This window comes from Chitinophagaceae bacterium C216, assembly GCA_028485475.2.
Classification (GTDB): Bacteria; Bacteroidota; Bacteroidia; order Chitinophagales; family Chitinophagaceae; genus Niabella; species Niabella composti.
Genome location: CP144143.1, coordinates 1,545,401 through 1,558,942 on the forward strand (window position 1 = coordinate 1,545,401; position 13,542 = coordinate 1,558,942).

10 protein-coding genes are annotated in these 13,542 nt (G+C 41.3%); all 10 read left to right on the top strand.

The window, feature by feature from the left end; all coding sequences use genetic code 11:
* Positions 1 to 636: 636 nt before the first annotated feature.
* Entirely contained in the window at positions 637 to 2,196 is a 1,560-nt protein-coding gene (gene odhB, locus PIECOFPK_RS06445) for a 2-oxoglutarate dehydrogenase complex dihydrolipoyllysine-residue succinyltransferase (protein ID WP_409966765.1), read from the top strand.
* Positions 2,197 to 2,275: 79 nt separating this feature from the next.
* Positions 2,276 to 3,406 (top strand): methyltransferase domain-containing protein, encoded by a 1,131-nt coding sequence (locus PIECOFPK_RS06450; protein WP_409966766.1) that lies wholly within the window; start codon positions 2,276 to 2,278, stop codon positions 3,404 to 3,406.
* Positions 3,407 to 3,450: 44 nt separating this feature from the next.
* Positions 3,451 to 4,540 (top strand): peptide chain release factor 2 gene (prfB, locus tag PIECOFPK_RS06455; protein ID WP_330974510.1). Its coding sequence is split into 2 segments (ribosomal slippage): positions 3,451 to 3,498 and positions 3,500 to 4,540, totalling 1,089 coding nucleotides; the frame shifts between segments, so codons are not numbered across the junction.
* 133 nt (positions 4,541 to 4,673) lie between these two features.
* Positions 4,674 to 6,305, top strand: coding sequence for an L-glutamate gamma-semialdehyde dehydrogenase (gene pruA, locus PIECOFPK_RS06460; protein ID WP_409966767.1), 1,632 nt, complete (start codon positions 4,674 to 4,676; stop codon positions 6,303 to 6,305).
* A gap of 92 nt (positions 6,306 to 6,397) precedes the next feature.
* A complete protein-coding gene (gene pyrR / locus PIECOFPK_RS06465; RefSeq protein WP_330974508.1) occupies positions 6,398 to 6,922 on the top strand; it encodes a bifunctional pyr operon transcriptional regulator/uracil phosphoribosyltransferase PyrR in 525 nt (174 codons plus the stop codon).
* Positions 6,923 to 7,229: 307 nt separating this feature from the next.
* The gene (locus PIECOFPK_RS06470) at positions 7,230 to 7,685 is read left to right on the top strand and encodes a type VI secretion system contractile sheath small subunit (protein ID WP_409966768.1); all 456 of its coding nucleotides are present in this window, start codon (positions 7,230 to 7,232) and stop codon (positions 7,683 to 7,685) included.
* Between the two features lie 25 nt (positions 7,686 to 7,710).
* The gene (locus PIECOFPK_RS06475) at positions 7,711 to 9,099 is read left to right on the top strand and encodes a DUF5458 family protein (protein ID WP_330974506.1); all 1,389 of its coding nucleotides are present in this window, start codon (positions 7,711 to 7,713) and stop codon (positions 9,097 to 9,099) included.
* Between the two features lie 66 nt (positions 9,100 to 9,165).
* Positions 9,166 to 9,555: a type VI secretion system tube protein TssD gene (gene tssD / locus PIECOFPK_RS06480; protein WP_330974505.1), complete on the top strand. Its 390-nt coding sequence runs from the start codon at positions 9,166 to 9,168 to the stop codon at positions 9,553 to 9,555.
* 240 nt (positions 9,556 to 9,795) lie between these two features.
* A complete protein-coding gene (locus PIECOFPK_RS06485; protein ID WP_409966769.1) occupies positions 9,796 to 12,252 on the top strand; it encodes an ATP-dependent Clp protease ATP-binding subunit in 2,457 nt (818 codons plus the stop codon).
* Positions 12,253 to 12,662: 410 nt separating this feature from the next.
* On the top strand, positions 12,663 to 13,352 hold the full coding sequence (locus tag PIECOFPK_RS06490; RefSeq protein WP_409966770.1) for a hypothetical protein: 690 nt from the start codon (positions 12,663 to 12,665) through the stop codon (positions 13,350 to 13,352).
* The last annotated feature ends 190 nt before the right edge of the window (positions 13,353 to 13,542 follow it).

Below are 13,542 nucleotides of genomic sequence, written 5' to 3' on the forward strand. Positions count from 1 at the left end.
AAGTATACTTACTTCCTGAGAATGTGCAATAACCCAATAAGTTCTGAGTAGGCATTTAAGAGGAGTTTTTGAAGCATTTCAGTAATGGAGTTTCTTAAAAGTGGTGCTGTGCTGAATGGGGAGGAGATGTTCTTTATGTTTAAAATTGTTAAAACGAATACGTAATTATCAATTTATTAAATATACATTTATTAATATATTATTGTTTATTCTATTTTTGTAGTTGCTTGGTAGCTAGGGAAATATAAGTGCAGATAGTTCTTGGGTGCTAGAAAGGTGCTATCGGTACCTATGGAAAGAGGTATGATGTGTGGGCGTATATGCGAAAGAGTTATTAAATCAAAATTGTTGCATCCTTAAAGACTAAGGTGGAATTCTTGAGGGATTAGGACCTTTAAAAGTATAATTAGTGGCTGGTAAAGAACCTTAGTATACGAATATTGTTAGTGATACAAACGCATAGCAGATAGCAGGGGGTAACCAAGCAAGTATAACTCCAAGGCTCAGAGGAAAACTTGTAAAAGCTTATCTCGGGACTATACTGGTGGTTGGACATGTAAAAATTGGCGCTCATTTGTTACTTTCGGTATTGTCATTTTTACGTAATTTGCCGAACTATTACAAAAAGTATTATTTATGGCTGTTGAAATAAAAGTGCCTACGGTTGGCGAGTCGATAAGTGAAGTAACTTTATTGCGATGGGTGAAAAAAACAGGTGATTATGTGGAGCGTGATGAGGTAATAGCTGAACTAGAGAGTGAGAAAGCCACTTTTGAGGTAAATGCGGAAAAAGCAGGTGTGTTGACAACCTTAGTTGCTGAAGGGGACTCCATCAATATCGGATCGGTAATTGCCTCAATAGATGATTCAGCAGCCAAGCCTGCATCAGCACCTGCACCTGTTGAAGAAAAAGCCACTGAAGCAAAAACTGTAGCTCCTGAAGAAATACCAGCAGCGTCCTTGCAAGTTACCGGCAAACAGGTCGAATTAAAGATACCTACAGTGGGTGAATCCATCAGCGAAGTAACCCTTCTGAGATGGGTGAAACAGTCTGGTGATTATGTAGAGCGCGATGAAGTAGTAGCAGAACTGGAGAGTGAGAAGGCCACATTCGAAGTAAATGCTGAAATTGCGGGATTACTCGAAACCTCGGTAGCTGAAGGCGATACTTTGAAAATTGGCGATGTTATCGCCGTGATTAAAGAAACCACAGGAAAACCTGCAGCAGCCAAACCGGCACAGCCTGCTCCAGCGGCAGCTAAGCCGGAAACAAAAGTTGAGACCGATACCGCCATCAAAAAGCCCGATGTTAAAGCTACGCCTGTGGCTTCTGCTATTATAGCCGATAAAAAAGTTGATCCCAAATCGATAAAGCCTTCTGGATTTTCGGGAAGAATTGTAAAAGAAGATGTGTTGGCTGCTATTGCCAATGCAGGGCGCAAAGCTTTTGATGGTGCTGAGTTGTTCAGTCGTAATGAGCGTGCGGAAAGAATGTCTAATCTGCGCAGAACCATCAGCCGCCGTCTGGTAGAAGCTAAAAATACTACGGCAATGCTGACCACTTTTAACGAAGTGGACATGCAGCCGATTATGGATATACGCAAACAGTATAAGGATAAGTTTAAGGAAGTACACGGTGTGAATCTGGGCTTCATGAGTTTCTTCTCCAAAGCTTGCGCTATTGCCCTCTCTGAGTGGCCCAGCATCAATGCGTATATCGATGGAGACAATATTATTTATCACGATTATGTAGATATCAGCATAGCAGTAAGTACTCCTCGAGGATTAACCGTACCGGTAATCAGAAATGTAGAAAGCCTGAGTTTAGCCGAAATTGAAAGAAAAGTGTTAGAACTGGCGGCCAAAGCTCGCGATAGCAAGCTTACAGCTGAAGATCTTACTGGAGGTACGTTTACAATCACCAATGGCGGTGTATTTGGTTCATTACTCAGTACCCCCATTATCAATATGCCTCAGAGTGCTATCTTAGGTATGCATAAAATACAGGAGCGCCCGGTGGCAATAAACGGTCAGGTGGTAATCAGGCCGATGATGTATGTTGCATTGAGTTATGACCATCGTATTGTGGATGGTCGAGAGTCGGTGAGCTTCTTGGTGCGTGTAAAAGAGTTGCTGGAAAATCCTGCATTACTCTTGATTCAGAAAGACCCGATAAAAACTTTATTGGAAATCTAAGCGTAGATAATTTTAAGAAAATAAGAAGCTGTCTTAAGAGCGTTTCATGCTCTTAAGCAGCTTTTTTAATAATGGGAGGATGCAAAATTTAAAGCTCAATCATTTCTATTCTTATGTGAATACGGCATCGGCCATCATACAGTCATATGATGGCAGCATCCCTTTTGCACATTTTATCAAAGACTATTTTTCCAGAAACAAAAAGTTCGGCAGTAGAGACCGTAAGTATATTACACAGTTTTGTTACAGTTATTTTCGGTTAGGAAGATCTTATCCTCAGTGCAGTGTGCATCAGAAAATACTGAAAGGTCTCGAGTGCACCGGATTTAAACTCGATCCCACACATGTAGCTGTTTTAAAGGGAGCTGCGCTACCCCAGGATAAGCCCCAAAAGATTTTTAATTATGATGCTCCTTTAAGTGAGCATATTGACCAAGCTGCATTTGAACAATCCCATTTAGTACAGCCGGATCTGTTTTTACGTATTCGGCCTGGGAACGAAAATGCAGTCATTAATAAACTACAATTATCTGCCGTAAATTTTACTGTAGAAGGGAATTCGGTGCGGCTGCCTAATAGTTTTAAGGCGGAATCGGTTATTGCCATCAATAGAGAGGCCGTTATACAGGACCTGAATTCGCAGAATGTAGGAACTTTATTGAAGCTTTATAAGGAACAGGCTGCAAAGGATGCTAAAATAAAAGTATGGGATTGTTGTGCTGCCAGTGGAGGTAAATCTATTTTGGCAAAAGATATTCTATCAGATATCGAACTTACTGTATCTGATCTTAGACCCTCGATTATTAGCAATTTGAGACGGCGATTTGAAGAAGCGGGTATTAAGCGCTATAAATCCTTTGTTACAGATGCCACTAAGGCTCGCCCCGATCATCTTTTTGATTTGATAATAGCCGATGTGCCCTGTAGTGGAAGCGGTACCTGGGCGCGAACACCTGAGCAGTTATTATTTTTTAGTGAAGATAAGATTGGTGATTATGCTGCATTACAACGTGCCATCCTCTCAAATGTGATAAAATATCTAAAACCGGGGGGCTATTTGCTGTATATAACCTGTTCGGTATTCCGTCAGGAAAATGAAGATCAAGTACATTATCTTCAGGAGCAAGGGGTGCAGGCCATTCAGCAGCAAGTTTTTAAAGGGTATGAGATAAAGGCCGACACCATGTTTGGCGCATTGTTAAGAAAGTAAATCGGTAGCGTGGAACAAAGACTTATCCATTATATATTTGCAGCATGACACAGGAAAAGTTACAGGATATGCGGTCCCGCATTCTCGGGATAAGGAGGTTTCTTTGACGTCGATAACCGCGAACAAAAAATTCAACAGGATAAGCAGTTATCGCTAAGCCCTGGTTTCTGGGACGATAACAAGAGAGCAACCGAGATACTTAAGTCGTTAAAAATAAACGAATATTGGGTTGACTTGTACCGTCGTGCTGAAACGGCGGTAGAGGATTTTGCCGTACTATTTGAATTCTGGAAAAGTGGAGATGCTACGGAAGAGGAAACCCAGCAGGCTTATGATCAGGCATTGGAGACATTGGATGAGGTAGAATTCAAAAGCACGCTGAACGAGCCGGAGGATGAACTTCCAGCTATATTACAAATTAATTCCGGAGCAGGCGGAACCGAGAGTCAGGACTGGGCTGAAATGCTGGCTCGTATGTATCGTATGTATGGCGAAAAGCAAGGCTGGAAGGTTACGGAGCTAGATTGGCAGTGGGGTGACGGTGCCGGCATTAAAACCGCTACGCTACAATTTGATGGCCCCTTTGCATATGGATTCTTAAAGGCTGAGTCAGGCGTGCATCGTCTGGTGCGTATTTCTCCTTTTGATAGTAATGCTAGGAGACACACTTCGTTTGCTTCGGTATTTGTGTACCCACTAGTGGATGATTCTATCGAGATAGAAATAAAAGATAGTGATGTAAAGATGGAAACTGCCCGCAGTGGAGGCGCTGGTGGACAAAACGTAAACAAAGTAGAAACTAAAGTGATGCTGACGCACATACCCACAGGAATCGTAGTAGTTTGTCAGACCGAGCGCACGCAGCTAGGCAACCGTGAAAAAGCCATGCAAATGCTGAAAAGCCGCTTATATGAAGAAGAGTTACGTAAGCGTGAAGAATTGAAAAACGCCGCCAACGCCAATAAAAAGAAGATAGAATGGGGTAGTCAGATCCGCAGCTATGTATTCCATCCTTACAAAATGATTAAAGACCATCGTACCGATTATGAAGTAGGTAATGTACAGGCCGTTATGGATGGCGATCTGGATGGCTTCATAAAGGCTTATCTCATGGCCAGTAAAAGTGACGAGTAGGCAAATCGATAGATGTAGTATTGTGCTCACCTTTGCTCAAAGGGACTGAAAACCATGGGAGATCTTTTTGTAGGCCGCGAAAGCGGCTTACCTTTGTTACAGCTATTGTAAACCATTCATATAAAAAGTATATATGTACCAGGGAACATTTTCATATCCGTTACCAGCCAATGAGCCCGTACTCAACTATGCTCCGGGTTCTAAAGAAAGAGAACAATTGAAAGCAACGCTAGCCCAATTGAAAAGCGAGCAGATTGAAATTCCTATGTATATAGGAGCTGAGAAAGTGTATACAAAGAATAGAGTGCCTATACATCCTCCTCACGAAAGAAATTTTATATTGGGATATTTTTCCAGAGGCGATAAAAAACATGTGCAACAAGCAATAGATGCGGCTTTGGCAGCAAAAGAGCAGTGGGCCGCTATGAGTTGGGAAAATCGCGCCAATATATTTTTGAAAGCAGCCGACCTTATCGCTACCAAGTATCGTTTTCACATGAACGGTGCGACTATGTTGGGCCAGAGCAAAAATGCATATCAAGCAGAAATAGACAGTGCTTGTGAAATTATAGATTTCCTCCGCTTCAATGTGCATTACTTAAGTGAAATCTATAAGCAACAGCCCATTAGCAGTCCGGGTATGCATAATAGAGTTGAGTATCGTCCGCTGGAAGGGTTTGTATTAGCTGTAACGCCGTTTAATTTTACCGCAATTGGAGGCAATCTCCCTACTTCGGCTGCTATGTGTGGCAACGTGGTGGTGTGGAAACCTGCCGATACACAAGTATACTCCGCCCAGATGTTTATGCGCATTTTGAAAGAAGCTGGTTTGCCCGATGGTGTAATTAATCTCATTTATGTAGATGGTCCCGAGTTGGGAGATGTATGCTTTAATCATAAAGACTTTGCCGGTGTCCATTTTACCGGCTCTACCTGTGTATTTAATACCATGTGGGAAACCATCGGCAGAAATATTGGTAAATACAAAAGTTATCCCCGTATTGTAGGTGAAACCGGTGGTAAGGATTTTGTGATTGCACACAAGAGTGCAGATCCTGATGTGTTAGTAACAGCATTGTTGCGTGGAGCTTTTGAATATCAGGGACAAAAATGTTCTGCAGCCTCACGTGCCTATATTCCTTCCAATATCGCAAAAGAAGTAAAAAAGAAGCTTGTAGATGGCGTGCGTAGTTTCAAAATGGGAACTGTGGAAGATTTTAGCAATTTTATCAATGCGGTGATTGATGAGAAAAGTTTTGATAAAATTAAAGGATATATAGACAGAGCGAAAAAGGATAAGGATGCGACTATATTGGTGGGCGGCGATTATGATAAAAAAGAAGGATATTTTATCAGCCCTACTATTATCGAAACCAAAAATCCTCAGTATGTAACTATGTGTGAGGAGATTTTTGGGCCGGTACTTACATTATATGTTTATCCTGCCAACCAATTTGAAAAAACTCTGGAGCTGGTTAATCAAACCTCACCTTATGCACTTACCGGTTCTATTATTGCAACCGACCGTTATGCGGTAGAACTGGCAACCCAAAAGCTTTCCAACGCAGCCGGAAACTTTTATATCAATGATAAACCTACCGGTGCCGTAGTAGGACAGCAACCCTTTGGTGGAGGCCGTGCATCGGGAACCAACGATAAGGCAGGTTCTATGCTGAATCTTTATCGCTGGTTAAGTGCAAGAACTATTAAGGAAACCTTTAATCCGCCAACTGATTACAGATATCCTTTTCTTTCAGAGGAGTAGCTTGGTTACTCTTCTGAAAGGAAGTTGTAATGCTCTATGAAAAGTGTGTGAAAAGATTTATCTTCCGATTTTCATTTTAAAGGAGATACAAAGTGAAGTCGATATTAAATAAAGAACATATTGCAATTACCATTAAAAGACTGGCACAGCAGATTATAGAAAATCATGCTGATGCATCGAATGTTGTAATCATTGGTTTGCAGCCTCGGGGTATATATCTTTCCGATAGAATCTATAAGGAGATCTTGCAATCGGAAAAGGATGCGAAATTGCAGTATGGTAAGTTAGACATAACTTTTTATAGAGATGATGTTCGCAATGCATTGCATAAAGCCAACACAACAGATATTCCTTTTAGTATACAGGATAAAACAGTAATCCTGATTGACGATGTGTTGTACACAGGGCGCACCATTCGGGCTGCGTTAGACGCCCTATTGGATTTTGGCCGTCCTGCAAAAGTGGAACTTTGTGTATTAATTGATAGAAGATTCAGCCGAGAATTTCCAATACAGGCGGATTATGTAGGTAAGTCGATTGACAGTTTCGAAAATCAAAAAGTATTAGTACGCTGGGTCGAAAATAGTGATAAGGAAGGCGTATTTATACAAGGATAGAGCGTGCAGTATAAGATGTTATAACTGATTTCAGTTACAATTAGTTTTCCAAAATATCAATCCGATAATAAGTATTCCCATACTTGTTATCGGATTTCTTTTTATTGAAACCCTTTCCTATAAAGCACTTCAGACGATGTTTTAAAGCGCTTGATGCCTGTTGTCGAGCATCACTCATTTTAGTTATCCTCTCAAATTGAAAAGCTAGGTAATTTTACTTGTAAATCTAAAGTGATTGCTGTGCAAGTGGTAACCGAGAAAAAGCAACTACAATTAATGCACTTTTAACCTTGTAAAAATTAATATTATGCCTATTGAACCCTACGGAATTGGCGGAACCGAAGTAAAAAACGATGCTTCTGAAGCCTTTGCTGACATTCCTCAGAATCGCGTATTAATGGTTGAAAAATTAACCGATCTGCCGCCTGTACGCCCCGAAATTGTTCACGGGCTTACAACGATTGAGGCTGTATTTGAACATTACAATCCTTCGGTGGAAATGGAGTTTGAAACTGATGACGGAGCTTCAATGCAGGAAGAGCTTCATTTCAAAGGTCTTGATGATTTTGGCTCCAAGGGTATTATCCGCCAAAGTCAATATTTAAGTGAGTTAGATATGAAGCGTACGCAATATGAGAAAATAGTTAAGCAGCTTAAGACTAATAAGCTGTTAAGACAAGCCTTGTCCGATAAAAGCATGAAAGATAATCTTGTGTCAGCATTAAAAGTACTGGTGCAGGAACTTGAAGGCAAATCAAAATAATTATTCAAAAACTAATCATACCGTTATGTCTACAACTCAAAATCAACTTTCTCCCGAAGAGCAAAATATGCAGAAAGAGTACCGCGAACCTGCGGCAGCGGAGTTGGGTACTCTGGATTCCTATTTGCAACCACTTGCTAAACTAGGTGGGTACGATTTGTTGGAATCCGCAATTGATAATGTGCAGAACCTCAATCCCGAAAGAAAGGCAAGAAAGAAAATCTTTCTAGAAGAAAATAGTAAAAAGCGGGAAAGAGAAGAACTGAAAAATACGCTCAACTGGTGGATTGGTATTCTGCAGTCGACAGATGATGTAGGAGAGATGGTGGAGCATTGCAATCAGCTTGCAGAGCAGGCCGATAGAACGCTTAAGACGAATGTTAAAAAAGCGTTGGAGCGCACTGCCGATTTGGAGCGTTCCTATCGTTCTGTAGGATTGTTCTTTAAGAATACTGAAAGTTCAAAGGTGAAGAATGTGTCCTTTATGAACGCTGAGTTGGATCAGCTTAAAGACTTGGACAATACGCGTTTTATTGATTCTGTAAGGGAAGAGTTGGTTAACAATTTTGATAGACTTGATCTCCGTAATAATTATGGCATTTTGATTATACCGGGTTATCTGGGCTCAAATAAAGTTGTAGAGAAGTGGGCAAAGATTGCTCATGAGAATAAAGTGATGATGGTGACCGATTTTGAAAATTTGGACACACCTGACGATGTGATGGAATTATTCGAAGCAGCAAATCTTACAGGAGGTGATATCTATCGCTCCAATGTAGTAATGACTTGTAACTGGCTGGTAGGCCGTGAAAAGGATACACAGGTAGGGGAGGAAGAGGATTTATATGTGCCCCCTTCTTCAGCATTGGGAGGAAAGATTTATTACACACTGATGTCGCAGGTAACGGCCGGAAAGAAGCACGGGTCTATGAACGAGGTAGACGGCGTACGGTTCGATCTAAAGAAAAGTGAAATCGCCAGTCTGGAAAAATTAGGGTTGGTGCCTATGGCAAAAGAATACGGAAAGGTGATGGCATTTTCTGCAAAGACTTTGTTTAATGGCGACAATATAGGCCTGCAAACCTATTCGGTAGTACGTGTATTTGATTATGTAGCAAAAGTAATGATGGATTTTCTCAACAGAAGAGCTTTCGAAAACTTTAATGCCAATACCCGTAAAGAGTTGAATAGCCAGATAGTAAAATTCCTGGATAGCATTACAGGCCCGAATAAACTTATTGAAAACTTCACTATTAAAAGGTTTGAGCAGGATCCCCTGCAAAAGGATAGAGTATTTCTGGATATACATCTGAAACCGTATTTCCCTGCCAAAACATTTCTTATTAAACTGGATGGGCAGAAAGGTGATGACGCTGATGGTGTGGCATGGGCTTCCAGTTACGAACAAGATTAAAGATTCCGTCTATTTAAACTTTTAGTAAAATCTATTTATTCACTAATAAACTAAAATACTCCAGTTATGTCATTTAAAGCACAATTAGAAGTAGCAGGAACCAAACACAATATCCTTGACCTTAGTTATGCAATGAAGCAAGAAACCGATGCTACCGGACGTCCTTCATCCATTACCAGAGGCGGGCAGATTACTATTACGGTAGAGTCAACCGGCGACACCAAATTCTTTGAATGGATGTGTAATAATTTTGAAAGAAAAGATGGTAAAATTACTTTTACCAAAAGAGACTCTGACGCTACAATGAAGGAGCTGTCTTTTAAGGAAGGCTATCTCGTATCTTATCATGAGCATTTTAATGCTACGGGCGAAAATCCTATCATCGAAACATTTACTATCAGTGCTAGAGAAATCAGCATGGGGAATGCCAGCCATGTTAATGAGTGGGCTGTGTAGGTGTTGATAATAACTTGCTTCATGCAAGTTTGTTTTAACTCTCATTATGTGCATGATGATGAGGCTTGTACAGGCTGAGTCGGATGCTACGCTAACCTGTAGGAAAAGAAGCTTATAGGTTATATTGATCAGTTATTGAACAATGTTCTAACTGTTGGTCAGCTATTGTTCATTTTTTACCTTACTGTATAGGTGAAATAGGCTTCTGTTTTCTGTTGTTTTATCCCTGACTATTAATTTATGCAATTATCCCCGACGCTTCAAAAGGCAATTAACATAGCCAAGGCTATTGCCAAGGAAAATATGCATCCACGCTATGCAGCTCCACATTTGTTAAGAGCATTACTTCACGACGATGTGGAGCTAGATGCATGGCTGATGAAAGCCGATATCGATATGTATTATCTTGCCGAATGGGCTGATGTACGTATCGAGAATTTACCTAAAAGCACTGCACCAAAGGATGAGATCCCGCCGGCTGATGACGTTACTGCTATTCTTGATGATGCAGATAATATTCGGCTAAAACTTCAGAGCGACGAGATTCAGCCTCTTTATGTATTGGCCTCATTGAGCACCCCGGGCGTAGCTTTTTCCTTCGATCAGCTGAAGACTTTTCCTTTAAAGCGTGATGATCTTATCGGGCTGGCTCAGGTAGGAAGCGATGTAGATCAACTGTTGCGCGATATTCAAGTAGGAGCTTCGGAACAGCGAGGTCCCCTTCCGGCAAACAATGCGTTGCAGAAATACTGTATTGATAAAACTTTACTCGCATTAGAAGGGAAACTAGATCCTATCATCGGCCGCGATCAGGAAGTGCGGATGATGGCAGAGATTTTATGCCGTCGCAGTAAACCCAATGTGATTTTAGTAGGGGAGCCTGGTGTAGGGAAAACGGCACTTGTGGATGGTTTTGCTCTTGCCATTGCCGATGAAAAAGTTCCCGCAATCCTGAAAAATGCCAGAGTGTTTGAACTCAATAATGGGGCTATGGCTGCTGGAGCTTCTTATAAAGGAGAAACAGAGGAAAGGTTAAAATCGGTAATAACCGAGATTAAAAAGTTTGAGAAAGCAATTTTATTTATAGATGAGATTCATGTATTGCTGGATAAAAGTGGTCCGTTTGCCGGTGCTGCTAATTTATTAAAGCCCGAACTAGCGCGAGGAGCCATTACCATCATCGGAGCTACTACTATTGATGAGTACCGGAAGCATATCGAACGTGATGAAGCTTTTGCACGTCGCTTTGAGATGCTAGATGTTGATGAACCTACTCCAGCTGTGGCATTCAGAATGATGAAAATGGTGATGCCCTTATATGAGCAACATCACAAAATATCGGTGCCGGACGAAACCATGCAAGAAGCAATCCGCTTGGCAAAAAGATATATTAAAGATCGTCGCTTACCCGATGCCGCTATCGATCTGATGGACCGATCTATGGCAGCATTACGATTAGTATCAGATACCGGTGCTACAACACTTGCATTACGCAAATCTGATTATGAAAAGCTGAAGGAATCTTCTGATGCCGATCTTGCAGAATACAAATGGCATTATCACCAGCTTAAAACAGGAATGAGCCCTGTAGTATGGAGTGCCGTTCCAGCTGCCGATGATCCAGAAAAAATGCAGTCTGTAAAAGAAATTTCTGATTTTCTTGATAAAGTATATGAAGTATTGCAGCCTTTGACAAATGAGGACCGTACTGTGTTGGATAAGCATGATGTAATTTCCATCGTAGCTGATAAAACCGGTATTCCTTTAGGAAAACTCCAAGCTCAGGAAAAGGAAAGACTGCTAAATATTAAAGAAATTTTATCACAAAGAGTAGTAGGACAGGATCACGCTATTAAGGTAGTAAGTGATGCGATCCTAGAATCCCGATCAGGATTGGGTAAGCCGGGACAACCTATCGGTTCGTTTTTCTTCCTTGGCCCTACTGGAACGGGTAAAACAGAGTTAGCCAAATCGCTGGCGGATTTTCTGTTTCAAGATTCTTCGAACATTATTCGCTTTGACATGAGCGAATTTAAGGAAGAACATTCAGCTGCATTACTGTATGGGGCACCTCCCGGATATGTAGGTTACGAAGAAGGAGGTTTGTTGGTGAATAAAATTAGACAACAACCTTATGCCGTGGTATTGTTTGATGAAATAGAAAAAGCCCACCCCTCTGTTTTCGATCTTTTCCTGCAAATACTGGACGAAGGTAAATTACATGATAAGCTGGGTAAGGAAGGTGATTTTTCCAATGCACTTATCGTATTTACTTCCAATATTGGCAGCCAGTATGTGGTGGATTCGTTCAATAGTGGTAGTGTGCCCGATCATACACATTTGTTAGGTGTGATGGGAAATTATTTCCGTCCAGAATTTTTGGGGCGTCTTACTGAGATTGTTCCTTTTGCTCCTATGACACAGCAAATGGTAGAACGCATCTTAGAAATTAACTTAAAGGACCTGCATACAGCATTGGAGAGACAACAAATTACCTTAACGATTACTGCCGATGCTAAGGCAAAGATTGCTCAACTGGGTTTTACCCCTGAGTTTGGAGCCCGTCCTTTGCATGGTGCCATACGGTCACAGATTCGCAGACCTTTATCTCAAAAGATTATTGCCGGCGAATTGAGCGCTGGAAGCCATATTACGTTAGATCTAGAAGAGGATGAGTTAAAATGGATATTAGAATGAGTTATAAATGTTGTTCTTTGAAATTGTCCTTTTCTAAAATAGAAAAGCTATGTTAACATGGGAATGCTAGATCTGTACATAGCCGTTCCGAATTGTTCAAGCGTATATGAGTAGGTGATGTTGAAGGGGGATGTAGGTAGTTCCCTTGGTGTATTATTACAGTATAGCATCTAGGAGATTCACAATAGGATCTACACTTGCACTAAAAAGTATGCATATCGTTGAGATAAAAGACAGTCAATGAAACAAAGGAAAAAGAATTGCAAAAGGAGGCAAGGAGCTGGTATAAATGGTAGGTCATACACATATCGTAATTACCCTAAGGAATTATCCAATAATTGTTGACTCCGAACGAACTACATGGTTTAGGAAAGAGTATTCGAGTATTAAATAATAAAATCTATTTTTTTATGAAGAAGATAAGTTTATTACTACTTGTGGCACTAGCAGCATTGGCAACACAATGTACTAAAGAAGGGCCTGCTGGCCCCGTTGGCCCCGAAGGACCTCAAGGACCTCAGGGTATGCAAGGTCCGAAAGGAGACAAGGGCGACAGAGGCGATCGAGGCCCGGCAGGGGCGCAGGGACCTCAGGGCCCGCAAGGGCCTCAGGGACCACAAGGTCCTGCAGGCACTGCCAACGTTATTTACAGTGACTGGCTAAGTTTTGCGCAGGCACAGCGGGATTCATTGATTGACGGGAGCAATGTGAAAGTCAATCACTTCACTGTACCCCGGTTAACGCAAGCGATTATCGACGGTGGAGTCATTCAAGTGTATATGAGATTTGCAAGTACCGTCATACCATTGCCATATACCTCCGATGCCGGTACAGGAACCGGCCCCGCGAAAGCCAGCACCGTTAGTTTTATACCGAAAGTGGGCGGTCTGGTGATTACTCGCTATACACACGATAATTCTGCATCAATCGGGTTTGGTGGTGTGCAATTTCGTTATGTACTTATTCCCGGAGAAGTTTGGGCAAGCTCGTTAAGCTTGAGCGAAAAAACGGTTGAGCTAAACGGCAAAATGTACACGGAGAGTGAATTTAAAGCCATGCCTTATGAGCAATTATGCCAGTTGACGGGCATTCCGAAATAAGTAAGCAATATTATACATCACTCACTATTAAAGTCGTCTCATAAGATTGAGACGGCTTTTTTTATAGGCTTTCGATGGGTTAGAATTTGCATTCTGAGTTGGTGAAGGAGCATTGTGCCTTATCTAAATTTGCTTAAGTGAGAAACGTCTGGTTTATGATTGCCCCAATGAATTATTTAATGATTATTGA